We start from the raw sequence: 24,057 nt of genomic DNA on the forward strand, positions 1-24,057 counted from the left end.
TCTCCCTCTCCCCTCATGGGGAGAGTGTATGGACCGGGGACATGGGTAACACATGTGCCAGGACATGGGTAACAGTCCAGTCTCTAGCTTAATTGGCCTCCTGTAGGTCTATTGTGGCCACCTTCTGATGGCAGAAGTAGACATCAAAGGTGCCGTCCAAATCCACGCGAGGGCGCAGCGCTACGGGCGTTCCGACCAAGGCTCGTCCGACCCGGAACGTCTTTCCTCGGAAGCAGATGCGCCCACCGTCGCCTACCTTTCGCACGATGTCATCGCTGCCGTACTCGATAGGCGGGAGCTCGCGCGGCATCGTCCGTGGACTAGGCGCATAGCGGCTTGCGGGTGTCTCCATATCCAGGGCGTGGTGTGGGCGCTTGAAGTTGTACACGTGGCGCCAATGGCTGAAGTGATGCTGCGCATCGTCCAGATCCCGGAAGCGCTGGTTGGCCAACAGCTCTGCCTGCATGGTTCGATGGAAGCGCTCGTCCTTACCGTTGGTCTGCGGATGGCGAGGTCGGCTATGACTGAGCCGCACCCCCAGGCGGATCAGCCAAGCACCCAACGTGGTAAGTGCACGGGGCACTGGAGAACCCCAGGGCGGGCCGTTGTCTGCATTGATGCGCTCGGGCAGCCCATAGCGCGCAAAAGCCTTCTCTAACGCTTCCTGTACGGATTCAAACTGTTCGTTGCCCAAGGCCCTGAGCAGCACATTGAACCGGGAGTGATCGTCCAAGACCGTGAGTGGGTGGCACCGCTGCGTGTCGGTAGCGAAGTGGCCTTTAAAGTCAATTTGCCATAGTGCATTGGGCCGGTCGTGCTCGAAGCGCTGCCAGGCTGTAGCGGCCGAGCTGGCGGCCGGATCGATCAAGCCATGGCGGCGCAGCACCCAATTGACTGTGCTCGGGGCGATTTGGACGCAGTGGTCACGCTCCAGTACGCGTGCGATCTTGCGGGCGCCCCAGGCCGAATGTTCGGCTCGGATCGCTAGCACGCCCTCTTCGACGGCAGCTGGCGTTCGGCCGGGAGAGCTATGTGGCCGCCGAGTTCGGTCGTCCAGATCCTCTCGGTTCAACCACTTGTAACCGGTCTTGCGACTGATGCAGAAGCGGCGGCAAAGCTCCGCAATATTGGCGTCCGCCTGGCGTGCCAGGCGGACGAACTCTTCTCTTTGCTGCTTCACGGTGGTTTGGCTCCAGGGCAACGTTGTCCTCCCGCTGACTAAGCGGGAAAAGTGTTACCCATGTCCTGGCACACCTGTTACCTATGTCCCCGGTCTATACAGGAGAGGGCTGGGGTGAGGGGTGGTTTAGCTAGGAACCACATGAAGCGGGGCCAACGTTTTTTCATCACCGCGGCTCCGGCAAACGTCCGCCCTCACCCCCGCCCCTCTCCCGCAAGCGGGAGAGGGGAGCGAACCGGCGCGGGTTGAACCGCTCAACCTTACCCCAGCTTCTTCCTCAACAACTCGTTCACCTGCGCCGGATTCGCCTTGCCCTTGGTCGCCTTCATCGCCTGGCCGACCAGCGCATTGAATGCCTTCTCCTTGCCCGAGCGGAATTCCTCGACCGACTTGGCATTGGCGGCCAGCACGTCGTCGATGATCTTCTCCAGCTCGCCGCTGTCGGACATCTGCTTCAGCCCCTTGGCCGCGATGATGGCGTCGGCGTCGCCGCCGTGCTCGCCCGCCCACATCGCCGGGAACACGTCCTTCTTGGCGGTGTTGTTCGACACCGTGCCGTCGGCGATGCGCGCCAGCAGCCTGGCCAGTTGCGCCGGCTTGACCGGGGCGGCGTCGATGGCGATGCCTTCGCGGTTGAGCTGCGAGGCCACGTCGCCCATCAGCCAGTTGGCGGCGGGCTTGGCGTTGGCGGCGCCGGCATCGGCCACCACGGCCTCGTAGTAGGCGGCGAATGCCTTGGTCGCGGTCAGCGTGGTCGCGTCATACGCGGACAATCCGTATTGCGACACGAAGCGCGCCTGCATCGCGGCCGGCAGCTCGGGCAGCGCGTTGCGCACGCGCTCGATCCAGGCTGGTTCGATCTCCAGCGGCATCAGGTCGGGGTCGGGGAAGTAGCGGTAATCGTGCGCGTCTTCCTTGGTGCGCATCGCGCGCGTTTCGCCGGTGTCCGGGTCGAACAGCACAGTGGCCTGCTGGATCTTGCGGCCGTCTTCGATCTCGGCGATCTGCCACTGCACCTCGTATTCGATGGCCTGCTGCAGGAAGCGGAACGAGTTCAGGTTCTTGATCTCGCGGCGCGTGCCGAATTCCTTCTGGCCGACCGGGCGCACCGACACGTTGGCGTCGCAGCGGAAGCTGCCTTCCTGCATGTTGCCGTCGCAAATGCCCAGCCACACCACCAGCGAGTGCAGCGCCTTGGCGTAGGCCACCGCTTCGGCGGCGCTGCGCATGTCGGGCTCGGTGACGATTTCCAGCAGCGGCGTGCCGGCACGGTTCAGGTCGATGCCGGTCATGCCGGCAAAGTCCTCGTGCAGCGACTTGCCCGCATCTTCTTCCAGGTGCGCGCGCGTCAGGTTGACGGTCTTCTCGTAGAACTCGCCCTTCCTGCCCTCGACCTGGATGGTGATGGTGCCGCCCTGCACCACCGGGATCTCATACTGGCTGATCTGGTAGCCCTTGGGCAGGTCGGGGTAGAAGTAGTTCTTGCGCGCGAAGACGCTGCGCGGCGCGATGGTGGCGCCGATCGCCAGGCCGAACTGGATCGCGCGCTCGACCGCGCCCTGGTTCAGCACCGGCAGCACGCCCGGCAGCGCCAGGTCCACCGGCGACGCCTGCGTGTTGGCCTCGGCGCCGAAGGCGGTGGAGGTGCCGGAAAAAATCTTGGAGGCCGTCGACAGCTGCGCGTGCGTTTCGAGGCCGATCACCACTTCCCATTGCATGGCGGTATTCCTGTTCGGTTCTTTCGGTGTTGTCTGTTGCGAGGGAGCGGCAGCGCCGCCCCCGTGTTCTGTCTGGTGTTCCTGTGCCGTCAGGGGTCGGGGCTGGCGAGCCAGGAGTCGAGCTGGGCCAGCGCGGCCACGCGGGCCACCGCGTCGCCGCCGACGGTGACGCTCTGGCTCTTGCGCATCGCGGCGGCGGGCACGTCGGTGCGCCGATGCAGCTCGCTGGTGCCGTCAAAGCCGTGATAGGCGCCCGGGAAGATCTCCAGCCGGAAGCGCGCGCCCGGCTGGCGCGCCTGCACCGCGCTCTGCAGCATGGCGCAGCGGGTCGCCGGGGTCCAGTCGTCGGCGCCCCCGATCATCAGCAGCAGCGGCGCGCGCAGGCGGAAGCTGTGCTGCTGCACCGCGCGCTTGCAGCCCGGGTAGAACGCCACCGCGCGCTCGACCGGCGGCGTGCCGGTCGGCCACGGGCGGCTGGCGTCGACCGTGGCCAGCACCGCCTGCGCGCCGTTCGACCAGCCCAGCAGCACGATGCGCGACGCGTCGACGGCAGGTTGCTGCGCTACCCAGCGCAGCGCGGCGAGCGCATCGGCGCGGCGGGTGCGGTCGTCGATGGCGCGGTTGTCGATCGGCTCGGCGCAGATGCCGTGAGGCCTGCCGCGCGCGCTGAAGCTGTCCGGCATCAGCACCGCGTAGCCGCGTTCGGTGAGCCAGTGCGCGTATTCGCGGTAGCGTTGCTGCAGCAGCGCGGCAACATCCGCGGTGTCAGCGCCCGTTGCTGCTGCGCTGCCTTCGCGCGCGGCGCGCTGCGCCAGCAGGCCGCCGCAGCCGTGCAGCGCCACCACCACCGGCAGCGCGCGCGGCGTGGCGCCTTCGCGCGGCAGGAACCAGTAGGCGGTCAGCGCCGGCGTGGCCGCATCGCCGCGCAGCTGCACCCGCTGCGCGGGCACGGGCGCGACTGCCGTCCTGGCCGCTGCCGCCGAAGCGGGCGCGGCCCGGCTCACTGCGTTCGGCGCTAGCGCGCCCGCCGGCGTCAGCGGTGCCGGCGCGTCCAGGGCGGGGGCCGGCAGATCCGGCGTATGCGCGGCGGCCCCCGCGAGCCACGCGCCCAGGCCCAGCGCCACCGCGGCGCGCAGCCATGCCGCCGCCGGGTGGGCGGCGCGCGGCGCGTGATGCGGGGTGGCGAGGGGGGCGTGCGGCATGGCCAGGCGGCAGTGGCTTCAGCGCGTGCGGGCGCAGGCGCCGGTGCCCGGCTCGAACATCACCGGCCAGGCTTCCTCGTAGATGCCGGGGGTGCAGCGCTGCTGGCAGTTGGCGTGCGCCAGCGTGACGCGGCGCGGATCCTGCCACACCATCAGCTTGCAGCCGCTGCCGTCGTTGGCGCGCAGCTCGATATGCGGCTTCTTCTGCGTCTGGCGGAACTCGGCGAGGTTGAAGCTGCATGAGCCGCGCTTGCCGACCCACAGCTTCCACGACAACTGCTGCACGCTGTTGTCCGCGATGCGCAGTTGCGCGTCTTCGCGGAAGCCGTCTTCCTCGGTGCGGCGGCAGTCGCCGGCCAGGTCGATGTCGCGGCTGGCGATCGGCGTGGGCTTGCCGATGATCGGCAGCTGGATGCAGCCGGCGACGAGCGCGGCGAGCGCCGCGGCGGCAAGCAGGCGGAGCAGGGTGCGGGTCATGGTCAGGCCTTGGCGGGGCGGCGCAGGTGCCAGTCGGTCGCCTGCTGGAACGCATGCGCGGCCTGCAGCAGGCGCGCTTCGTCGAAGTAGTTGCCGATCAGCTGCAGGCCCACGGGCATGTTGCCCGCGCCGAAGCCGCACGGCACGCTCATGCCGGGCAGGCCGGCCAGGCTGGTCGACAGCGTGAAGATGTCGGCCAGGTACATCTGCACCGGGTCCGAGGTCTTCTCGCCCAGCTTCCACGCCACCGTCGGCGCCACCGGGCCCATGATCACGTCGCACTGGGCGAAGGCGCGCTGGAAGTCGTCGGCGATGATGCGGCGGATCTTCTGCGCCTGCAGGTAGTAGGCGTCGTAGTAGCCGTGCGACAGCACGTAGGTGCCGACCAGGATGCGGCGCTTGACCTCGGCGCCGAAGCCTTCGGCGCGGGTCTTCTTGTACATGTCGAGCAGGTCGCGGTACTCGGCGGCGCGGTGGCCGTAGCGCACGCCGTCGAAGCGCGACAGGTTGGACGAGGCCTCGGCCGGCGCGATCACGTAGTACACCGGGATCGACAGCTCGGTCTTGGGCAGCGACACCTCGACCAGCGTGGCGCCCAGCTTTTCATATTCGGCCAGCGCCGCGCGCACCGCCTGCTCGACGTCGGCCGCCAGGCCCTTGCCGAAGTACTCCTGCGGCAAGCCGATGCGCAGGCCGGCGAGCGGGCGCCCGGCGGTGGCGCCGGCGCGCGGCTGACCCAGCAGGCGGGTGTAGTCCTCGTCCACGCCGCCTTGCTCCGGCGGGATGCTGGTCGAGTCCTTCGGGTCGAAGCCGGCCATGGCATTGAGCAGCAGCGCGCAGTCCTCGGCGGTGTGGGCCATCGGGCCGCCCTGGTCGAGCGACGAGGCAAAGGCGATCATGCCGTAGCGCGACACGCGGCCGTAGGTCGGCTTGATCCCGGTGATGCCCGAGAACGATGCCGGCTGGCGGATCGAGCCGCCGGTGTCGGTGCCGGTGGCGGCGGGCGCGAGCCCGGCGGCGACCGCCGCGGCCGAGCCGCCCGACGAGCCGCCGGGCACGCGGCTGGCGTCCCAGGGGTTGCGCACCGGGCCGAAGTGCGAGTTCTCGTTGGACGAGCCCATCGCGAACTCGTCCATGTTGGTCTTGCCCAGCGTGACCATGCCGGCGGCGGCCATGCGCTCGACCACGGTAGCGTCGAACGGGCTTTCATAGTTGCCCAGCATCTTCGAGCCGGCGGTGGCGCGCCAGCCGCGCGTGACGAACACATCCTTGTGCGCGACCGGCACGCCGGTCAGCGGCGCGGCCTCGCCGCGCGCGCGGCGCTCGTCGGCGGCGCGCGCCTGGGCCAGGGTCAGCTCGGCGTCGACGTGGATAAAGGCGTTGAGCGCGGCGGCCTGCTCGATGCGGGCCAGGTACTCGCGCGCGAGTTCCTCGGCGGAGACGGTGCGCGCGGCCAGGGCGTCGGCGAGCTGGCGCAGGGAAGTCACGGAATCAGCGGAAAAGGGCATGACAGTCGGTTGGCATCAGGGGTGTTGTACTGGCGGGCGGACCGTGCCGGGGCTGGCGGCGCCGGGGGCACGGACCGGGCAAGGGTCATTCGATGACCTTGGGCACCAGGTACAGGCCGTTTTCGGTGGCCGGCGCGGGGCGCTGGTAGTCGGCGCGGCGGTCGGCTTCGGTGACCACGTCCTCGCGCAGGCGCTGGACCATGTCGCGCACGGCCGACAGCGGATGCGCCAGCGGCTCGATGCCGGTGGTGTCGACCGCCTGCATCTGCTCGACCAGCGAGAAAAAGTTGTTCAGCTGCGCAAGCGTCTGGGCGGCCTCGTCATCGCTGGTTTCGATGCGGGCGAGGTGGGCAATGCGCTTGACGTCGGATAGGTCGAGGGCCATGGCGTGGTGGATCGATGCTCGGATACTCAGAAACGAAGGGTGGCGCGGGCTGCGCCGGCGGCTGGCTTACGGGGCTGCTGCGTCGCGTGGCCCGGGGCCTGACCATGGGCGCCGGAGGGCGCCCCGGAGTCGTCAGAATTGCAGGTATTTTCAGGCTGTAAACGCCCAAAGCAGCCAGAATTATAAGGTATCATTGCGAGTTACCGACCTTTGGCAACGCCTACGCCACATGGCCTGCGGCCGGCGCCTGCGCGCCCGGTGTCCGAAGGCGCCCGAAGGGCAAACCTGGGTCCTCTGATTAGGCCTTGCCGCCGGTCCCCGCATGTTGCGCGACAGCCAGCATGATGCGCCGGCGCCTGCACATTTCCGCGAACTTTTCGGCGGGGTCTAATCAAAGGTTCCCGTAGGGCCGGCGCGTGCGGTGCGCCGGCGGTGCCGATCCCATGCCCATCTTGCCGGACAGCCTCCGGCCGGTGCGGCGGGCGGAGCGGGAAGCCGAGAACCATTCCGTATTCAACACAACGTACTTCGTGGCCGGGCCGCTCGCGGCGCCGGCCGCTTCGCCTACCCGCGAACACCACCACAGACAGGATTCCTGATGTTCGGATTTCTCCGCAGCTACTTCTCCAACGACCTGGCGATCGACCTCGGCACCGCCAACACGCTGATCTACATGCGCGACAAGGGCATCGTGCTGGACGAGCCCTCGGTCGTCGCGATCCGCCAGGAGGGCGGCCCCAACGCCAAGAAGACCATCACGGCGGTGGGCAAGGAAGCCAAGCAGATGCTGGGCAAGGTGCCGGGCAATATCGAGGCGATCCGCCCGATGAAGGACGGCGTGATCGCCGACTTCACCGTCACCGAGCAGATGCTCAAGCAATTCATCAAGATGGTGCATGACAGCAAGCTGCTGCGCCCGAGCCCGCGCATCATCATCTGCGTGCCGTGCGGCTCGACCCAGGTCGAGCGCCGCGCCATCCGTGAATCGGCGCTGGGCGCCGGCGCCAGCCAGGTCTACCTGATCGAGGAGCCGATGTCGGCCGCGATCGGCGCCGGCCTGCCGGTGTCGGAGCCGTCGGGCTCGATGGTGGTGGACATCGGCGGCGGCACCACCGAGGTCGGCATCATCTCGCTGGGCGGCATGGTCTACAAGGGTTCGGTGCGCGTCGGTGGCGACAAGTTCGACGAGGCCATCGTCAATTACATCCGCCGCAACTACGGCATGCTGATCGGCGAGCAGACCGCCGAGGCCATCAAGAAGGAAATCGGCTCGGCCTTCCCGGGCTCCGAGGTCCGCGAGATGGAAGTCAAGGGCCGCAACCTGTCCGAGGGCATCCCGCGCGCCTTTACCGTTTCGTCCAACGAAATCCTGGAAGCCCTGACCGATCCGCTCAACCAGATCGTGTCGGCGGTGAAGATCGCGCTGGAACAGACCCCGCCCGAACTGGGCGCCGACATCGCCGAGCGCGGCATGATGCTGACCGGCGGCGGCGCGCTGCTGCGCGACCTGGACCGCCTGCTGGCGGAAGAAACCGGCCTGCCGGTGCTGGTCGCCGAAGACCCGCTGACCTGCGTGGTGCGCGGCTCTGGCATGGCGCTGGAACGCATGGACAAGCTCGGCAGCATCTTCTCCTACGAGTAAGCAGGACGCTCACGTGGCGATGCGCGGCCTGCCGGATCGACCGATCATGGCGCCGCCGCGGCGCCGCATCCGCCGGGGCCGGGCCCTGGCAGCTCCCGCCGCCCGACCGTGCCGCGCCTGTCCCCGCCAGGGGCCGGGGCGCGGCAAGGCGGGCGGCGGGGCGTTTCCGCGTGGCCTCCGGCCTTTGTTCGGGTAAATGGATTACTCCCCTCCGCCGCTCTTCAAGCAAGGCACCTCGGCCGTCGCCAGGCTGGTCCTGTACGTGGGCATCGCGCTGGCGCTGCTGGTGGTCGACGCCCGTTTCGACGCGCTGCGCGTGGGCCGGCAGGTTGCCGCCACCGTGCTGATGCCGGTCGAGCGCCTGGTGCTGGCGCCGCGCGACGCGCTGCGCACCATGTTCGACTATGCGCAGTCGTCGGCGACGCTCGCCACCGAGAACCGCGAGCTGCGCCAGAACGCGGTGCAGCAGGCGCAGGCCTCGGTACGCCAGGCCCAGCTCGAGGCCGAGAACAACCAGCTGCGCAAGCTGCTCGGGCTTGCCCAGCAGTCGGCCACGCCGGTGACCGCGGCCGAGATCCTGTATGACGCGCGCGACCCTTACAGCCAGCGCATCGTCATCGACAAGGGCAGCCAGCACGGCCTGCGCGCCGGCTACCCGGTGATCGACGAGCGCGGCGTGGTGGGGCAGGTCACGCGCGTGTCGCCGTTCCAGTCCGAGGTGACGCTGCTGACCGACAAGGACCAGGCGATCCCGGTGCAGGTGGTGCGCAACGGCCTGCGCAGCGTGGCCTTCGGCGGCGCCCGCGCGGGCCATCTCGACCTGCGCTTCATGGCCGCCGCCGCCGACCTGCAGCAGGGCGACCTGCTGGTGACCTCGGGCCTGGACGGCACCTATCCGCCCGGCCTGCCGGTGGCGAAGATCGTGCAGATCGAGCGCAAGGCCGATACCGCGTTCTCGCGCGTCTATTGCGAGCCGGTGGCCGGCGTGCGCGCGCACCGCCAGCTGCTGGTGGTGCGCTACGACGCCGCCATCCCGGCGCGCGAAGCGGTCGAGGCGCGCCCCGAGGCGCCGGTCAAGGGCGCCAAGTCCGCCGCGGCGCGCGCCGCCGCCGACAGCGCCGCGGCCGGCAAGGCCGCGCCCGCCAAGGAGGCACCACGGTGACCAACCCCCAATACCTGCTGCGGCCGGTCAACCCGGCCTTTATCGCCTTCAGCTTCGTGCTGGCGTTCCTGTTCAACCTGATGCCGTGGGGCACCACGCTGTGGATTCCGGACATGGTGGCGCTGGTGCTGGTGTTCTGGAACATCCACCAGCCGCGCAAGGTGGGCATGGGCGTGGCCTTCCTGCTGGGCCTGCTGATGGATGTGCACGATGCCCGGCTGCTGGGCGAGCACGCGCTGGCGTACACGCTGCTGGCCTACTTCGCCATCACCATCCACCGTCGCGTGCTGTGGTTCACGGTTTATACCCAGGCGCTGCACGTGCTGCCGCTGCTGTTCATCGCGCACGCGGTGCCGGTGCTGATCCGGCTGGCGATGGGCGCGCCGCTGCCGGGCTGGCCGCTGCTGCTGGCGCCCGCGATCGAGGCGCTGCTGTGGCCGCTTGCCACCAGCCTGCTGCTGGCGCCGCAGCGCCGCTCGACCGATGTCGACGAGACCCGGCCGATCTGACGCCGCCATCGTCATCGCCATCGCCCGCCACCGTCCACCACCGATTTCTCCAGGCCACGCAGTACCATGACCGAAATCCGCAACGTCGAACTGGAAATCGGCCGCTTCCGCATCCGCGTGGCGGCAGCGGCGCTGTTTACGGTGGTCTGCTTCGGCCTGCTGTTCTCGCGCTTCCTGTGGCTGCAGTGGTACAAGCATGACCAGTATTCGGCCAAGGCCGAGGACAACCGCATCTCGGTGGCGCCGATCGAGCCCAACCGCGGCATCATCATGGACCGCAACGGCATCGTGCTGGCGCGCAACTATTCGGCGTACACGCTGGAGATCACCCCGTCCAAGCTGACCGATACGCTCGACAACACCATCGAGGGCCTGTCGGCGCTGGTCGAGATCCAGCCGCGCGACCGGCGCCGCTTCAAGCGGCTGATGGAGGAGTCGCGCAGCTTCGAAAGCCTGCCGATCCGCAGCCAGCTGACCGACGCGGAGGTGGCGCGCTTCTCCGCGCAGCGCTTCCGCTTCCCCGGCGTCGACGTGCGCGCGCGGCTGTTCCGCCAGTACCCGCTGGGGGAGTCGGCCTCGCACGTGATCGGCTACCTCGGCCGCATTTCGCAGCGCGACCAGGAGCGCATCGAGGCCATGGACCTGGCCAACGATGCCGACGGCGCCAAGTATGATCCGCGCAAGGATGCCGACAACTACAAGGGCACCAACTACATCGGCAAGATCGGCCTGGAGCAGAGCTACGAGAGCGAGCTGCACGGGCTGACCGGCTTCGAGGAAGTGGAAGTCAGCGCGGGCGGGCGCCCGATCCGCACGCTGTCGACCTCGCCCGCCACCCCCGGCAACAACCTGATCCTGTCGCTCGACATCCGCCTGCAGCAGCTGGCCGAGGCGCTCTATGGCAACCGCCGCGGCGCGCTGGTGGCGATCGAGCCGTCCACCGGCGACATCCTGGCCTTCGTCTCCAAGCCGACCTTCGACCCCAACCTGTTCGTCGAGGGCATCGACACCAATACCTGGAACGAGCTCAACGGCTCGCCCGACAAGCCGCTGCTGAACCGACCGCTGCGCGGCACCTATCCGCCGGGCTCGACCTACAAGCCATTCATGGCGCTGGCCGCGCTGACCACCGGCAAGCGCACCGCGGCGTGGGGCATGTCGGACCCGGGCTATTTCACGCTGGGCAACCACACCTTCCGCGACGACAAGCCGGGCGGCCACGGCTGGGTCGACATGCACAGCTCGATCGTGCATTCGTGCGACACCTATTACTACGCGCTGGCGCGCGACATGGGCGTCAACGGCATCCATGACTTCATGAAGCCGCTGGGCTTCGGCCAGATCACCGGCATCGACATCGAGGGCGAAAGCCGCGGCATCCTGCCGTCGACCGAGTGGAAGCGCAAGGCCTACCGCAAGCCCGAGCAGCAGAAGTGGTATGAGGGCGAGACCATCTCGCTGGGCATCGGCCAGGGCTACAACAGCTTCACCATCCTGCAGCTGGCGCAGGCGACCTCGGTGATCGTCAACGACGGCAAGGTGATGAAGCCGCACCTGGTCAAGGCCATCGAAGACGCGGTCACGCGCAAGCGCACGCTCACCGTGCCCAAGGAAAGCTACACCATCCCGTTCAAGCAGGCCGACATCAACGTGATCAAGCGCGCCATGGTGGCGGTGACGCACTCCGGCACGGCCGCGCGCGTGTTTGCCGGCGCCGCCTACGAGTCCGCCGGCAAGACCGGCACGGCGCAGACCTACAGCCTGGCCAAGGGCGAAAAGTACAACCACCACGCGCTGGCCGAGCACAAGCGCGACCATTCGCTGTACACCGCGTTCGCGCCGGCGGACCAGCCCAGGATCGCGATCGCGCTGATCGTCGAGAACGCCGGCTTCGGCGCCGCGGTGGCCGCGCCGATCGCGCGCAAGGTGATGGACTATTACCTGACCGGCAAGTGGCCCGCCGAGCTGGAGGCGATTGCCCCGCCCGCCGGCGAGCGCGTCGCGGGCCGCGCGCCGGTGGATACGCCGAGCGTGTTCACCACCGGCCAGACCGCCAGCATTGCCAGCGCCACGGTGATGTCCAGCGGCGGCGCACCGGCCAGCGGCGCTGCCGCCAGCGCCGCGGTGGCGGCGGCCTCGGCCGCGCAGGTGCCGACGCCGGAGGCGATCGCCGCGACGCTCGATCCTGATGCCATCGCCCCGGCGTCCGCGGTGCAGACGCTGGACCAGCGCATGCTGCAGGCGCTGGGGCACAGCAAGCCGCAGACCCCCGCGCCGGCCTCCGCGGCCGTCGTGCCGGCCAAGGCGCCCGCGCCCAAACCACGCGTCAAGCCCGTCGCTGCCAAGGCAGCCAGCGGTGCCGACGCCAATCGCTGAAGGAGACGCGCATGGATCGACGCCGCGTCCTGTCCCTGGTCAAGACCGCGCTGACCGGCTTTGACAAGCCGCTCTCGCTGATCGTGTTCCTGCTGTTCGCCACCGGCATCGTGGCGCTGTATTCGGCCGCCATCGACATGCCGGGCCGGGTCGAGGACCAGCTGCGCAACATCCTGCTGTCGTACGTGGTGATGTTCGTGATCGCCTACCTGCCGACGCAGACGCTGATGCGGGTGGCGGTGCCGATCTATACGGTGGGGGTGGCGCTGCTGATCGCGGTGGCCATGTTCGGCCTGATCCGCAAGGGGGCGCGCCGCTGGCTCTATGTCGGCATGGTGATCCAGCCGTCCGAGATCATGAAGATCTCGATGCCGCTGATGCTGGCGTGGTACTTCCAGAAGCGCGAGGGCGTGATCCGGTGGTTCGACTTCATCGTCGCGCTGGGCCTGCTGCTGATCCCGGTGGGCCTGATCGCCAAGCAGCCCGACCTGGGCACGGCGCTGCTGGTGATGGCCGCGGGCCTGTATGTGATCTACTTCGCCGGGCTGTCGTGGAAGCTGATCCTGCCGTTGATGGGCATCCTGGTGGTCGCCATCACGCTGCTGCTCACGTTCCAGAACGACATGTGCGCGCCAGGCGTGAACTGGCCGGTGCTGCACGACTACCAGCAGCACCGCGTCTGCACGCTGCTGGACCCGACCAGCGATCCGCTCGGCAAGGGCTTCCACACAATCCAGTCGATCATCGCAATCGGCTCGGGCGGGGTCGAGGGCAAGGGCTGGCTCAAGGGGACGCAGACCCACCTGGAGTTCATCCCGGAAAAGCACACCGACTTTATCTTCGCGGTGTACTCGGAAGAGTTCGGCCTGATCGGCAACGCGGTGCTGCTGGTGCTGTACCTGCTGCTGATCTTCCGCGGGCTCTTTATCGCGGCCAATGCGCCGACGCTGTTCTCGCGGCTGCTGGCGGGGTCGATCACGCTGATCTTCTTCACCTATGCCTTCGTCAACATGGGCATGGTCAGCGGCATCCTGCCGGTGGTGGGCGTGCCGCTGCCGCTGCTGAGCTACGGCGGCACCGCGCTGGTGACGCTGGGCGCGGGCATCGGCATCCTGATGAGCATTTCGCGGCAGAAGCGGTTGATACAGACGTAGTTGGGATACGCCGGCGGTTTGCTCCCCTCTCCCGCGTGCGGGAGAGGGGCGGGGGTGAGGGCGGGCGTTTGCCGGAGCCACGGTGCTGAAAAAACCGTAGGCCCCGCTTCATGTGGTTCCTAGCTAAACCACCCCTCACCCCGGCCCTCTCCCCATGAGGGGAGAGGGAGAACACCTTGCTTGGGCAAGTGCGGGCGGCTTGGGAGCACGTTAAACCGGTCGTCTCTCTTGCTTTGTGGGTTTGCTAAACTGCCACCCACTTTACCTCTACCGGTCCACGCCCCATGAACGCCCAAGACGTTGCCGCCTACCTGCAGAGCCATCCTGAATTCTTCGAAGAGCATGCCGAGCTGCTGGCCGCGGTGCAGCTGACCAGCCCGCACAGCCATCGTGCCGTGTCGCTGCAGGAGCGCCAGATGGAAATCCTGCGCGAGAAGAACAAGGGCCTGGAGCTGCGCCTGGCGGACCTGGTCCGCCATGGCCACGAGAACGACCGCACCCAGCAGCGCCTGCATGACTGGCAACTGCGCCTGCTGGCCGAGGCCGATTCGCATGCGCTGCCGTATGCGGTGCAGGACGGTTTGCAGCAGGTGTTCGACGTGCCGGCGGTCGCGCTCAAGCTGTGGGATGTCGCCGAGCAGTACGCGCACATGGAAGTGGCACAGGGCGCCAGCGAAGACCTGCGCATCTTTGCCGAAGGCCTGCGTGCGCCGTACTGCGGCGGCAACAGCGGCTTCGAGGCGGCCAGCCTGCTGGAGCGCGACGATGTCACCTCGCTGGCGATGGTGACGCTGCGCGTGCCGGTGCGCGCCGGCGAGGCCGCGGCCGGCGCCGACGTGCGTGGCGCCGCCTTTGGCCTGCTGGTGCTGGGCTCGCCCGACCCGCGCCGCTTCCACGAAGGCATGGGCACCGCCTACCTGGCGCAGATCGGCGAGGTTGCGGGCGCGGCGCTGAACCGGCTGCGCGACTGAAGCCACGGCCGGGCCATGACGCCATGACGGCACGCCGGCCACCGCGCGACGCGGTCGCGCCGCCCGCTCCCGCCGGCGGCGCAGCGGCGCCGCCGGACCCGCTGGTCACGCGCTACCTCGACTGGCTGCGCGGCAGCCGCAAGCTGGCCGAGCACACGCTGTCGGGCTATGCGCGCGAGCTGCGCGTGCTGCAGGCGCACGCGGCGCAGCATGCGCCGGGCGTCGCGCTGCTGGCGCTGCAGACTCACCATATCCGTCATTTCGCCGCGCGGCTGCATGCCGCCGGGCTGGTCGGCACCAGTATCGGGCGCGCGCTGTCGGCATGGCGCGGCTTCTATCTCTGGGCCGCACGCCATGGCCATGGCGTGACCGTGAATCCGGTCGACGGCGTGCGCGCGCCGCGCTCCAGGCACGCGCTACCGAAGGCGCTGTCGGTCGAGCACGCGGTGGCGCTGGTCGCACACCCGGCCGGCACCGACGCCGAGGCGCTGCGCGACCAGGCCGTCTACGAATTGTTCTACTCGAGCGGGCTGCGGCTGTCCGAGCTGGTGCAGCTGGACCTGCGCTATGCCGATGCCGACGGCTACCGCTCCAGCGGCTGGCTCGACCTGGCCGGCGCCGAGGTCACCGTGACCGGCAAGGGCTCGCGCCGGCGCTCGGTGCCGGTCGGCAGCAAGGCGATCGCGGCGCTGCAGGCGTGGCTCGCGGTACGCGACGACTTGCTGCGGCCGGGCGCCCCGCCCGAGGACGCCCATGCGCTGTTTCTCGGTGCGCGCGGGCGGCGCCTGTCGATGCGCACGGTGCAGCTGCGGCTCAAGCAGCAGGCGCTGCGCGCCGGCGTGCCGGCCGATGTGCATCCGCATATGCTGCGGCATTCCTTCGCCACCCACATGCTGCAGTCTTCCGGCGACCTGCGCGCGGTGCAGGAGATGCTGGGCCATGCCAGCATCTCCACCACGCAGGTCTACACCGCGCTGGATTTCCAGCACCTGGCCAAGGTCTACGACAAGGCCCACCCGCGCGCCGGCCGGGCGCGCGCGAAGCCGGCGGCCGATGCCGCTGGCATTGCGGCGGACCGCGACCAAACGCCGGAAGACTGACTCACTCCCACTGCGCCAGCACCTCGCGGAAGCGCTCGATCTCGGGCAGCAGCCAGCCGCGGAACGCCTGCACCTTGGGCAGGTTCAGCGAGCCGGGCGCGCACACGAAGTACAGCAGCCACGGGCACGGGATGCTGACCTCGAACAGCCGCACCACGCGCCCGGACAGCAGGTCGTTGCACGCCAGCGACGAGCGGATCAGGGCGATGCCCTGACCTTCCGAGGCGGCCTGCAGCAGCAGCGAGGAATCTTCCAGCAGCAGGCCCTTGCGCGGCTCCGGCCAGTCGAGCCCGGCGGCCTCGAACCACGGCTTCCACGGATCGCCCTCGCCACGCAGCAGCGGCATGCCGGCCATGTCCTGCGGCCGTGCGGGCAGCCGGCCGCCGTTGAAGTGGGGGCTGCACACCGGGAAGAAGACGTCGTCGAGCAGCCGCTCCACGTACAGGCCGGGATAGTCGCCGCTGCCCATGCGCAGCGCGATATCGACTTCTTCGTGCGCAAAGTTGACCAGCGTGTTCGATGACAGCAGTTCGACATCCAGCTCCGGGTGGCGCTCGATAAAGCTGCCGATGCGCGGCGTCAGCCAGCGCGCGGCGAACGACGGCATGGTGCTGATGGTCAGGCGCTTGTCGCGGTTGCCGGCCTGCAGCGCGCGCGTGGCATCGGCGATCTGCAGCAGGGCGTCGCGCACGCGCTCGGCATACAGCCGGCCCGCCGGCGTCAGCGCCACGCGCTTGCCATGGCGCTCGAACAGCGGCATGCCCAGTTCCTCTTCCAGCGCGCGGATCTGGTGGCTGACCGCGCCATGGGTGACAAACAGCTCGGTCGCCGCGCGCGAAAAGCTCTCGTGCCGTGCCGCGGCCTCGAACGCGCGCAGCGCGGTCAGCGCCGGCAGGCGCGGCAGCTCGCGGTGCCAGCCGCGCGGCAGGTCTTTCTCCCAGGCGCTTTTCCAGGCCATGGCCGCCTCCAGACGATCGGGGTTATGTGAGATTGGCTAACAAGAACAAAGAAAATATATCGTTTTGATAGTGGTCGGGCAATCACTAATATTCCCTCACCGGCCCCCGCTTTGCACACTTCTTCACGGCGATATTCGCAGGATTTAACTGGCCTGGTCCCCTTGCCGGGCCAGTTCCTGTGACCCGCCGCGAATCCGTACTGCGTCTGGCGTATCCCCGCCAGGGCCGGCTGAACGGAGAACCACCATGAAAACCGTGCTCACAACGACCGAGTTCACCCTGAATCCTGGCGAAGTCACCACGCTGTCGGTGCATGCCGCGCAGCGCCTGCATATTGCAGAGGCCCGTGGTACCGACGTGTGGCTGACCCGCGAGAACGATTCGGAGGACTACTGGCTGCGTTGTGGCGGCAGCCTGCTGCTGCGCCCGGGCGACGAGGTGGTGCTCAGCATCGACCCGCGCGCCCTGCATCCGGTGCGCCTGGCGCTGATTGCCGAGGCGCGCCGCCCGGCGCTGGCGCTGGCCGACCTGCCGCACCTGGTGTACCGCAGCCTGCGCCGTCTGGTTCGAGGCACGGAGTGGACGCCTAACCAGGACCGGGTCACCGCCTCCTGAAGCGGGGCCGGGCGGGGCAACGTCCGCATCGCACCGGCACCGGGGCCATCTGCGCCTGGTCTGGTCGCGTGACGCATCGGACGGTTGCCCGCCTGCGGTGCGCTGAACCGGGGCAGGCAGGGCCGGCGCAAGCCGGCCCTTTTCGTTACACTCTCGCCATGCATCCGATTCAAGTCATCGAACGCGGCCGCGAGGACTATCAGCCGTGTTTCGACGCGATGCGCGCCTTCACCGCCGCACGCACTCCCGAGACGCCCGACCAGGTCTGGCTGGTCGAGCATCCGCCGGTCTACACGTTGGGCCAGGCGGGCGACCCCGCGCACCTGCTGGCGCCGGACGAGCGGATCCCGGTGGTCCAGATCGATCGTGGCGGGCAGATCACTTACCACGGTCCGGGACAGGTCGTGGCTTACCTTTTGCTCGACCTGCGCCGCCGCAAGCTGATGGTGCGCGAGCTGGTGCACGGCATCGAGCAGGCCGTGCTCGACACGCTCGCGGCGTATAATCTCGCAGCCGAACGCAAGCCCGGCGCCCCCGGCATCTACCTGTCCGGCGGGCCGCACCAGGGCGCCAAGATTGCGGCGCTCGGCCTCAAGATCCGCAACGGCTGCAGCTACCACGGTGTCAGCCTCAACGTGCAGATGGACCTGTCGCCGTTCCTGCGCATCAATCCCTGCGGCTATGCCGGACTGGAAACGGTCGACATGGCCACTGCGGGAGCCACCTGTCCGGTGGCGGATGCAGACGGCGCGCCGGTGCCCGTGACCGCGGCAACACAACCCGAGATCGCACAACGCCTGGCGGCTGCATTGTGCGAGGTGCTGGCAGTGCACGAGGCTCGCGTGCTGGCGGCTGAAGAACCCGCCGCCCCGGCCCTGGCCTCCTAGTCAAAAGCGAAATGCACGCCGAACGCGTGCGGAGAAATGTATGAGCGACGCACTGATCGCCCCGATCGCATCTTCCAGCGAAGCCCCGCAATCCCCCGCGGAGCAGTACGACCCGACCCGCAAGCAGAAGTCGGCCGACAAGACCGCGCGCATCCCCATCAAGATCGTGCCGGCCGAGAAGCTCAAGAAGCCGGACTGGATCCGCGTGAAGGCCGCCACCGGCAATTCGCGTTTCTATGAGATCAAGGACATCCTGCGCGCCAACAACCTGGTGACGGTGTGCGAGGAAGCCAGCTGCCCGAATATCGGCGAATGCTTCGGCAAGGGCACCGCCACCTTCATGATCATGGGCGACAAGTGCACGCGCCGCTGCCCCTTCTGCGACGTCGGCCACGGGCGTCCGGACCCGCTCGATGTGAACGAGCCCGGCAACCTGGCGCGCACCATCGCCCAGCTCAAGCTGAACTACGTGGTGATCACCAGCGTCGACCGCGATGACCTGCGCGACGGCGGCGCCCAGCACTATGTCGACTGCATCTCGCAGACCCGCGAGCTGTCGCCCGACACCCGCATCGAAGTGCTGGTGCCCGACTTCCGCGGCCGCCTCGACAAGGCGCTGGACATCCTGCAGGCGTGCCCGCCCGACGTGATGAACCACAACATGGAAACCGTACCGCGCCTGTACAAGCAGGCCCGCCCGGGCGCCGACTATGCGCACTCGCTCAAGCTGCTGCAGGAATTCAAGCGCCGCAATCCCAACGTGCCGACCAAGTCCGGCCTGATGGTCGGCCTGGGCGAGACCGACGAGGAAATCCTGGAAGTCATGCGCGACATGCGCGCGCACGACATCGACATGCTGACCATCGGCCAGTACCTGGCGCCGTCGAACCACCACCTGCCGGTACTGCGCTACGTGCATCCCGACACCTTCAAGATGTTCGAGGACGAGGCCTACAAGATGGGCTTCACCCACGCTGCCGTGGGGGCGATGGTGCGCAGTTCGTACCATGCCGACCAGCAGGCGCATCAGGCGGGGTTTGCCTGAGCTGGGTGGTTGGTGGATGGAATGAGAACGGCCGGGAAATTTTTCCCGGCCGTTTTGCTTTAAGGCGTGCGGCTTGGCGGAACGCTCGCCGGCGTCGCTTCATTCTGCGCGTTCAGCATTGTCTCGTAGTCCTGGCCGCCATAAAACAAGCCAATTATCGAAACCTTGCTGGGACCCACGGCAAACGCGATCACGGCGCGCTTCTTGTAATGGGTAATCCGCAGGCCGGGCCGCACGTCATCGCGACAGGTACCGCGATGTGGAAACGTGCCGAGCGACTCGCAATACTCTACGATCGCGTCGGTGTACCGTGCCGCAATGTAGGCGAGGCTTCTTCGGCGATATAGTCGTAAAGGCTCTCAAGTTGCTCCACAAACTCCGGCGCGAAGACGACGGCATAGGTTCTCATCGGGCTTTGGTTTTCCCAGCCTGTCTGGCAGCCAGACGGGCGCGAACGTCATCTGCGCTCACGGCCCGGGACGGATCAGCCTGAAGCGCATCATAGGCCGGGCCGACCTGCTGCAGCAGCCACGCGTCCACGGCCCGGTCGCGCGCGAGCAACGCGCGCAGGCCATCGCGAATGACCTCGCTTTCACTGGCGTATTCGCCCGACCGCACCTTGTCCTTGACCGCCTGAGCCATCTCGGTCGGCAGCGTTACGCTCAATTGTTGAGTGGTTCGCATGACGATCTCCAATCGATAGGATTTAATCCTACTCCGTAGGGCGTGGTGCCGTCCATCGGCATGTCCTCTCCATCCTAGGGTCAACCCGACTGTCCCGCGACAGTGCATTTCGATACGATGAATTCATCGATAAATTATCGATGAAATACAAACACGTCACATTCCCACTTGTCTGCCTACACTGGGTAGCAAGTGCGCTACCGGGACTCTGATGAACTGCACCGTCCACCGACTCGCCGAGCAGGCGCTGCTGTACAGCGTCGCGCCGCCCGCATCGCTGGCCGTCCAGCGCCGGATCTGGGCCATGGCCGCGCGTGCCGCGGACTGGCGTGGCGTGGTCGACGTGGTGCCGGGCATGAACAACCTGACCGTGATCTTCGACGGCAGTGCCGACGTCGACGCGCTCGAGCGCAACCTGAAGCTGGCGTGGGCCTCGGGCGAGGCGCGCAGCGCGACCGGCAAGCTGGTCGAGATCCCGGTGCGCTACGGCGGCGAGCATGGCCCGGACCTGGGCGATGTCGCCGCGCATACCGGCCTGACGCCGCAGGAAGTGGTGCGCCGCCACGCGGCGGGCGAGTACGTGGTCTATTTCCTCGGCTTCCAGCCCGGCTTTGCCTATATGGGCGGGCTGGCGCCGGAACTGGCCACGCCGCGCCGGCGCGAGCCGCGGGTGGCGGTGCCGGCGGGCTCGGTCGGCATCGGCGGCGAGCAGACCGGCATCTATCCGGCGGTGCTGCCGGGCGGCTGGCAGCTGATCGGGCGCACCGACGCCGAACTCTTCGTGGCGGACCGCGATCCGCCGTCCCTGTTCGCGCCCGGCGATACCGTGCGCTTTGTCGCCGAGGAAATCAGCGCGTGATCGAGATCCTTCGTCCCGGCGCGCTCGCCTCGGTGCAGGACCTGGGCCGTACCGGCTTCCGCCGTTTTGGCGTGGGCCGCTGCGGCGCCATGGACATGCTGGCGGTCGAAGTCGGCAACCGCCTGCTTGGCAATGCACCCGGCTGCGCCGCCATTGAATTCACGCTCGGCCGCGCCGCGGTGCGCTTCCATGCCGATCTGCGCGTGGCCCTGGCCGGCGCCGAATGCGGCGCCAACCTCGACGGCGTGCCGGTGTGGTCGTGGCATGCGTTCGACGCGCACAAGGGCGAGACCCTGACGCTGCCGTCGACACGCGGCGGCACGCGCGTGTACCTGTGCGTGGCGGGCGGCATTGCGGTAGAGCCGGTGATGGGCTCGCGCAGCACCGACCTGAAGTCCGGTTTCGGCGGGCTGGGCGGCCGCGCGCTGCAGGAGGGTGACCGCCTGCCCGCGGGGCGGCCGGGGCTGGAGGCCGAGTCTGACTGGATCGGCGTGCAGGCGCCGGCGTGGGCGCTGCCCGCCGGGGTCGAAGGCAAGGCCACGGTGATCCGCATGCTGCCGGGTCCGGAATACGATGACTTCGACGCGGCCTCGCAGGCCGCGCTGTGGCAGGCCGACTGGACCGTCACGCCCAACAGCAACCGCATGGGCCTGCGCCTGAACGGGCCGGCGCTGGCGCGGCGCCCCGAGCGCAGCGCCGACCTGCTGTCGCACGGCGTGGTGCCAGGCGTGATGCAGGTGCCGCCGGCGGGCCAGCCGATCGCGCTGATGGCCGATGCGCAGACCACCGGCGGCTATCCCAAGATCGGCGTGGTGATCGGCGCCGACCTGTGGCGGCTGGCGCAGGTGCCGCTGGGCGCGCCGGTGCGCTTCGTGCAGGTCACGCTGGCGCAGGCACAGGCCGCGCAGGATGAGCTGGCCCGCTACCTGCGCCAGATCGAGCAGGCGCTGCGGTGGCAGGGCGATGGCATGCCCATCGCCGCGCGCCGGCGCGCGCGCACGCGCGCGGCAGCATAAGGAAGGCGCCAGGGCGCCGCACAGGAGCACAGGAGAATGGCAATGCAGATCGATTTGAACGCGGATCTTGGCGAAGGCTGTGGCAATGACGAGGCGCTGCTGGCGCTGATCAGCTCGGCCAATATCGCCTGCGGCTGGCACGCGGGCGACGCCGCCACCATGGTGCAGACGGTGCGCTGGGCGCTCGCGCGCGGCGTGGCGATCGGCGCGCACCCGAGCTACCCCGACCGCGAGAACTTCGGCCGCACCGAGATGCAGCGCGACCCGGAACACGTCTACGCCGACGTGCTGTACCAGATCGGCGCGCTCGCCGCCATCGTGCGCGCGCAGGGCGGCGTGCTGCATCACGTCAAGCCGCATGGCGCGCTGTACAACCAGGCCGTGCGCGACCCGGCGCTGGCGCGCGCGATCGTGCGCGCGGTGCGCGACTTCGACCCCGACCTGGTGTTCTTCGGCCTGGCCGGCAGCCAGATGATCGACGTGGCGAAGGAGGCCGGCCTGCGCGTCAGGCAGGAGGTCTTCGCCGACCGCGGCTACAACCCCGATGGCACGCTGGTCAAGCGCGGCACGCCCGGCGCGCTGCACGACGACGAGGAAGTTGCCCTGGACCAGACCCTGACCATGGTGCGCGAGCAGCGCGTGCGCGCCATCGACGGCACCTGGGTACCGATTCAGGCCGAAACCGTGTGTCTGCACGGCGACGGCGCCCACGCGCTGGCCTTTGCGCGCCGCATCCGGGAACGGCTGGGCGCAGAAGGCATCGCGATCCGCGCCGGCGACTGAGCGCGTTCCTGCGCCTGCACGCCGGCATTTCCCCCACGCGGCTTGCCCCGTCACGCGTCACGACGGCTGCTGTCCGCGCGCCTTCGTTATCTTCGTTTGGTGTTTCCATGGAACAGGCAGTCAATCTCTGGCCCCTTGTCGGGGTGGGCGTCATCATCGTCGGCTTCGTGCTGCGCTTCAATCCCATGCTGGTGGTGGTGCTCGCCGCGCTGGCCACCGGGCTGGCCGCGCCGATGCCGCTGATGCAGATCTTCGCCGCGATCGGCACCGCCTTCGTCAAGGCGCGCAACCTGCCGCTGATCATCCTGCTGCCGCTGGCCGTGATCGGCCTGCTCGAGCGCCACGGGCTGCGCGAGCACGCGCAGGCGTGGATCGCGCGCATCGCCTCGGCCACGGTCGGGCGCCTGCTGATCGTCTACCTGGGCGTGCGCGAGCTGACCGCGGCGATCGGCCTGACCAGCCTCGGCGGCCATCCGCAGATGGTGCGCCCGCTGCTGGCGCCGATGGCCGAGGGCGCGGCCGAAAGCCGCTTCGGCCACCTGCCCGAGCCGGTGCGCCAGCGCGTGCTGGCGTTCTGCGCCGCCACCGACAACGTCGGCCTGTTCTTCGGCGAGGACATCTTCGTCGCGTTCGGCGCGATCGCGCTGATGCATACCTTCCTGCTGTCGTCGAATATCGAGGTCGAGCCGCTGCATATCGCCGTGTGGGGCATCCCCACCGCGATCTGCGCCTTCCTGATCCATGCCGTGCGCCTCAAGCGCCTGGACGGCTGGCTCGAGCGCGAGCTGGGCCCGAACGGCGCCCGTGCCGCCCGTGGCGCCCGCGCCGCCGTGCCTGCACAGAGCGCCGAGTAAGGAGAGCGCGCCATGATTATTTCGATCGAATATCTCTACTGGCTCGCCGGCCTGGTGCTGGCCATCACCGCGCTGATGACCTTCACCGACCGCGCGCATCCGCGCCGCCTCAGCACCGGCCTGTTCTGGCTGCTGTACGCGATCGTGTTCCTGGTCGGCGACCGGCTGCCGCCGGCGGCGGTCGGCATCGGCGCGGTGGTGATGGCGCTGATCGCCGGCTTCGGCGGCGTCGGCCACGGCAAGCACGACAGCCTGCCCGAGGCAGAGCGCCGCGCCAGCGCGAGCCGCCTCGGCAACCGGCTGTTCATCCCGGCGCTGCTGATCCCGCTGGTGACCGTGATCGGCACCATGCTGTTCAAGGACGTCAAGCTGGCCGGCGTGCCGCTGCTCGATCCCAAGAACGTGACCTTCGTTTCGCTGGGGATCGGCTGCCTGGTCTCGCTGGCGGTGGTGTGCTGGCTCACGCGCGACACCGTGGCGCAGGGCCTGCGCGAATCGCGCCGGCTGACCGAGTCGCTGGGCTGGGCGCTGGTGCTGCCGCAGATGCTGGCGATGCTGGGGCTGGTGTTTGCCGACGCGGGCGTGGGCAAGGCGGTGGCGCACCTGACCACTGCCTATATCAACCTGGACTACAAGCTGGTGGCAGTGGCGGTCTATTGCGTCGGCATGGCGCTGTTCACGGTGATCATGGGCAATGGCTTCGCCGCCTTCCCGGTGATGACCGGCGGCGTCGGCGTGCCCATCCTGGTCGGCATGTTCGGCGGCAATCCTGCGGTGATGGCGGCGATCGGCATGTTCTCGGGCTATTGCGGGACGCTGATGACGCCGATGGCCGCCAACTTCAATATCGTGCCGGCGGCGCTGCTGGAACTCGACGACAAGAACGCCGTGATCCGCGCGCAAGTGCCGACCGCGCTGGCGATCCTGGCGGCCAATATCGTGCTGCTGTACTGGCTGATGTAAGCGCAGGA

At 68.6% G+C, this 24,057-nt stretch carries 23 protein-coding genes and 1 pseudogene; 15 read left to right on the plus strand and 9 right to left on the minus strand.

Features of this window, described 5'->3' with window-relative positions:
• Positions 1–88: 88 nt before the first annotated feature.
• The 6 genes from LIN44_RS00305 to gatC all read right to left on the minus strand — a co-directional run bounded on the left by LIN44_RS00305 (position 89) and on the right by gatC (position 6,470).
• On the minus strand, positions 89–1,201 hold the full coding sequence (locus LIN44_RS00305; protein WP_227313057.1) for an IS481 family transposase: 1,113 nt from the start codon (positions 1,199–1,201) through the stop codon (positions 89–91).
• 239 nt (positions 1,202–1,440) lie between these two features.
• The gene (gene gatB / locus LIN44_RS00310) at positions 1,441–2,898 is read right to left on the minus strand and encodes an Asp-tRNA(Asn)/Glu-tRNA(Gln) amidotransferase subunit GatB (protein ID WP_227313058.1); all 1,458 of its coding nucleotides are present in this window, start codon (positions 2,896–2,898) and stop codon (positions 1,441–1,443) included.
• An 89-nt stretch (positions 2,899–2,987) separates the two neighbouring features.
• Positions 2,988–4,100: a dienelactone hydrolase family protein gene (locus LIN44_RS00315; RefSeq protein WP_227313059.1), complete on the minus strand. Its 1,113-nt coding sequence runs from the start codon at positions 4,098–4,100 to the stop codon at positions 2,988–2,990.
• A gap of 18 nt (positions 4,101–4,118) precedes the next feature.
• Positions 4,119–4,577, minus strand: coding sequence for a hypothetical protein (locus LIN44_RS00320; RefSeq protein WP_227313060.1), 459 nt, complete (start codon positions 4,575–4,577; stop codon positions 4,119–4,121).
• Between the two features lie 2 nt (positions 4,578–4,579).
• Positions 4,580–6,085, minus strand: a complete 1,506-nt coding sequence (gene gatA / locus LIN44_RS00325) for an Asp-tRNA(Asn)/Glu-tRNA(Gln) amidotransferase subunit GatA (protein ID WP_227313061.1) — start codon at positions 6,083–6,085, stop codon at positions 4,580–4,582.
• Positions 6,086–6,170: 85 nt separating this feature from the next.
• Positions 6,171–6,470, minus strand: coding sequence for an Asp-tRNA(Asn)/Glu-tRNA(Gln) amidotransferase subunit GatC (gene gatC, locus LIN44_RS00330; protein ID WP_018006687.1), 300 nt, complete (start codon positions 6,468–6,470; stop codon positions 6,171–6,173).
• Positions 6,471–7,068: 598 nt separating this feature from the next.
• Between gatC and LIN44_RS00335 the strand changes: the two genes are divergently transcribed.
• The 7 genes from LIN44_RS00335 (at position 7,069) to LIN44_RS00365 (ending at position 15,384) form a co-directional block, all read left to right on the plus strand.
• Complete coding sequence (locus LIN44_RS00335) at positions 7,069–8,112, plus strand: rod shape-determining protein (RefSeq protein WP_008648066.1); 1,044 nt, start codon at positions 7,069–7,071, stop codon at positions 8,110–8,112.
• 196 nt (positions 8,113–8,308) lie between these two features.
• Positions 8,309–9,274 carry a rod shape-determining protein MreC gene (gene mreC / locus LIN44_RS00340; protein ID WP_092315236.1) on the plus strand — a complete coding sequence of 322 codons (966 nt, stop codon included), beginning with the start codon at positions 8,309–8,311 and terminating at the stop codon, positions 9,272–9,274.
• Positions 9,271–9,783: a rod shape-determining protein MreD gene (gene mreD, locus LIN44_RS00345; protein ID WP_012351397.1), complete on the plus strand. Its 513-nt coding sequence runs from the start codon at positions 9,271–9,273 to the stop codon at positions 9,781–9,783. The genes mreC and mreD overlap by 4 nt, the downstream gene beginning before the upstream one ends.
• Before the next feature lie 66 nt (positions 9,784–9,849).
• Positions 9,850–12,159 carry a penicillin-binding protein 2 gene (mrdA, locus tag LIN44_RS00350; protein WP_227313062.1) on the plus strand — a complete coding sequence of 770 codons (2,310 nt, stop codon included), beginning with the start codon at positions 9,850–9,852 and terminating at the stop codon, positions 12,157–12,159.
• 11 nt (positions 12,160–12,170) lie between these two features.
• A complete protein-coding gene (gene rodA / locus LIN44_RS00355; RefSeq protein WP_227313063.1) occupies positions 12,171–13,313 on the plus strand; it encodes a rod shape-determining protein RodA in 1,143 nt (380 codons plus the stop codon).
• Between the two features lie 284 nt (positions 13,314–13,597).
• Complete coding sequence (locus tag LIN44_RS00360) at positions 13,598–14,284, plus strand: DUF484 family protein (RefSeq protein WP_227313064.1); 687 nt, start codon at positions 13,598–13,600, stop codon at positions 14,282–14,284.
• Between the two features lie 23 nt (positions 14,285–14,307).
• Positions 14,308–15,384, plus strand: coding sequence for a tyrosine recombinase XerC (locus tag LIN44_RS00365; RefSeq protein ID WP_227313065.1), 1,077 nt, complete (start codon positions 14,308–14,310; stop codon positions 15,382–15,384).
• 1 nt (position 15,385) lies between these two features.
• Here the strand turns inward: LIN44_RS00365 and LIN44_RS00370 are convergent, their stop codons facing one another.
• Positions 15,386–16,342, minus strand: coding sequence for a transcriptional regulator GcvA (locus LIN44_RS00370; RefSeq protein ID WP_227313066.1), 957 nt, complete (start codon positions 16,340–16,342; stop codon positions 15,386–15,388).
• A 247-nt stretch (positions 16,343–16,589) separates the two neighbouring features.
• On the opposite strand from LIN44_RS00370, the gene LIN44_RS00375 reads away from it, so the two are divergent.
• The 3 genes from LIN44_RS00375 (at position 16,590) to lipA (ending at position 18,890) form a co-directional block, all read left to right on the plus strand.
• The gene (locus LIN44_RS00375) at positions 16,590–16,958 is read left to right on the plus strand and encodes a DUF2917 domain-containing protein (RefSeq protein ID WP_115663362.1); all 369 of its coding nucleotides are present in this window, start codon (positions 16,590–16,592) and stop codon (positions 16,956–16,958) included.
• A 158-nt stretch (positions 16,959–17,116) separates the two neighbouring features.
• A complete protein-coding gene (lipB, locus tag LIN44_RS00380; RefSeq protein ID WP_227313067.1) occupies positions 17,117–17,845 on the plus strand; it encodes a lipoyl(octanoyl) transferase LipB in 729 nt (242 codons plus the stop codon).
• 40 nt (positions 17,846–17,885) lie between these two features.
• Positions 17,886–18,890 carry a lipoyl synthase gene (lipA, locus tag LIN44_RS00385; RefSeq protein ID WP_112776097.1) on the plus strand — a complete coding sequence of 335 codons (1,005 nt, stop codon included), beginning with the start codon at positions 17,886–17,888 and terminating at the stop codon, positions 18,888–18,890.
• A gap of 59 nt (positions 18,891–18,949) precedes the next feature.
• On the opposite strand, the pseudogene LIN44_RS00390 reads toward lipA, so the two are convergent.
• Positions 18,950–19,299, minus strand: a pseudogene (locus LIN44_RS00390) (type II toxin-antitoxin system RelE/ParE family toxin).
• Entirely contained in the window at positions 19,296–19,574 is a 279-nt protein-coding gene (locus LIN44_RS00395; protein ID WP_227313068.1) for a type II toxin-antitoxin system ParD family antitoxin, read from the minus strand. Before LIN44_RS00395 ends, LIN44_RS00390 begins: the two are co-directional and overlap by 4 nt.
• 211 nt (positions 19,575–19,785) lie before the next feature.
• Between LIN44_RS00395 and pxpB the strand changes: the two genes are divergently transcribed.
• From pxpB to LIN44_RS00420, 5 genes are all read left to right on the plus strand, one after another.
• Complete coding sequence (gene pxpB / locus LIN44_RS00400) at positions 19,786–20,433, plus strand: 5-oxoprolinase subunit PxpB (RefSeq protein WP_227313069.1); 648 nt, start codon at positions 19,786–19,788, stop codon at positions 20,431–20,433.
• Positions 20,430–21,449 (plus strand): biotin-dependent carboxyltransferase family protein, encoded by a 1,020-nt coding sequence (locus LIN44_RS00405; protein ID WP_227313070.1) that lies wholly within the window; start codon positions 20,430–20,432, stop codon positions 21,447–21,449. Before pxpB ends, LIN44_RS00405 begins: the two co-directional genes overlap by 4 nt.
• Before the next feature lie 42 nt (positions 21,450–21,491).
• The gene (gene pxpA / locus LIN44_RS00410) at positions 21,492–22,232 is read left to right on the plus strand and encodes a 5-oxoprolinase subunit PxpA (RefSeq protein WP_227313071.1); all 741 of its coding nucleotides are present in this window, start codon (positions 21,492–21,494) and stop codon (positions 22,230–22,232) included.
• Between the two features lie 107 nt (positions 22,233–22,339).
• Positions 22,340–23,086: a DUF969 domain-containing protein gene (locus LIN44_RS00415; protein ID WP_227313072.1), complete on the plus strand. Its 747-nt coding sequence runs from the start codon at positions 22,340–22,342 to the stop codon at positions 23,084–23,086.
• 12 nt (positions 23,087–23,098) lie between these two features.
• Positions 23,099–24,049, plus strand: coding sequence for a DUF979 domain-containing protein (locus LIN44_RS00420; protein ID WP_227313073.1), 951 nt, complete (start codon positions 23,099–23,101; stop codon positions 24,047–24,049).
• The last annotated feature ends 8 nt before the right edge of the window (positions 24,050–24,057 follow it).

It is taken from the genome of Cupriavidus sp. MP-37, assembly GCF_020618415.1.
In the GTDB taxonomy this organism is placed as follows: Bacteria; Pseudomonadota; Gammaproteobacteria; order Burkholderiales; family Burkholderiaceae; genus Cupriavidus.

Excerpts from the sequence above, each read along its gene's own strand:
- gatB (WP_227313058.1), bottom strand. The coding sequence starts at position 2,898 with ATGCAATGGGAAGTGGTGATCGGCCTCGAAACGCACGCGCAGCTGTCG.
- LIN44_RS00315 (WP_227313059.1), bottom strand. The coding sequence starts at position 4,100 with ATGCCGCACGCCCCCCTCGCCACCCCGCATCACGCGCCGCGCGCCGCC.
- LIN44_RS00320 (WP_227313060.1), bottom strand. The coding sequence starts at position 4,577 with ATGACCCGCACCCTGCTCCGCCTGCTTGCCGCCGCGGCGCTCGCCGCG.
- gatA (WP_227313061.1), bottom strand. The coding sequence starts at position 6,085 with ATGCCCTTTTCCGCTGATTCCGTGACTTCCCTGCGCCAGCTCGCCGAC.
- gatC (WP_018006687.1), bottom strand. The coding sequence starts at position 6,470 with ATGGCCCTCGACCTATCCGACGTCAAGCGCATTGCCCACCTCGCCCGC.
- LIN44_RS00335 (WP_008648066.1), top strand. The coding sequence starts at position 7,069 with ATGTTCGGATTTCTCCGCAGCTACTTCTCCAACGACCTGGCGATCGAC.
- mreC (WP_092315236.1), top strand. The coding sequence starts at position 8,309 with ATGGATTACTCCCCTCCGCCGCTCTTCAAGCAAGGCACCTCGGCCGTC.
- mrdA (WP_227313062.1), top strand. The coding sequence starts at position 9,850 with ATGACCGAAATCCGCAACGTCGAACTGGAAATCGGCCGCTTCCGCATC.
- rodA (WP_227313063.1), top strand. The coding sequence starts at position 12,171 with ATGGATCGACGCCGCGTCCTGTCCCTGGTCAAGACCGCGCTGACCGGC.
- LIN44_RS00360 (WP_227313064.1), top strand. The coding sequence starts at position 13,598 with ATGAACGCCCAAGACGTTGCCGCCTACCTGCAGAGCCATCCTGAATTC.
- LIN44_RS00365 (WP_227313065.1), top strand. The coding sequence starts at position 14,308 with ATGACGGCACGCCGGCCACCGCGCGACGCGGTCGCGCCGCCCGCTCCC.
- LIN44_RS00370 (WP_227313066.1), bottom strand. The coding sequence starts at position 16,342 with ATGGCCTGGAAAAGCGCCTGGGAGAAAGACCTGCCGCGCGGCTGGCAC.
- LIN44_RS00375 (WP_115663362.1), top strand. The coding sequence starts at position 16,590 with ATGAAAACCGTGCTCACAACGACCGAGTTCACCCTGAATCCTGGCGAA.
- lipB (WP_227313067.1), top strand. The coding sequence starts at position 17,117 with ATGCATCCGATTCAAGTCATCGAACGCGGCCGCGAGGACTATCAGCCG.
- lipA (WP_112776097.1), top strand. The coding sequence starts at position 17,886 with ATGAGCGACGCACTGATCGCCCCGATCGCATCTTCCAGCGAAGCCCCG.
- LIN44_RS00395 (WP_227313068.1), bottom strand. The coding sequence starts at position 19,574 with ATGCGAACCACTCAACAATTGAGCGTAACGCTGCCGACCGAGATGGCT.
- pxpB (WP_227313069.1), top strand. The coding sequence starts at position 19,786 with ATGAACTGCACCGTCCACCGACTCGCCGAGCAGGCGCTGCTGTACAGC.
- pxpA (WP_227313071.1), top strand. The coding sequence starts at position 21,492 with ATGCAGATCGATTTGAACGCGGATCTTGGCGAAGGCTGTGGCAATGAC.
- LIN44_RS00415 (WP_227313072.1), top strand. The coding sequence starts at position 22,340 with ATGGAACAGGCAGTCAATCTCTGGCCCCTTGTCGGGGTGGGCGTCATC.
- LIN44_RS00420 (WP_227313073.1), top strand. The coding sequence starts at position 23,099 with ATGATTATTTCGATCGAATATCTCTACTGGCTCGCCGGCCTGGTGCTG.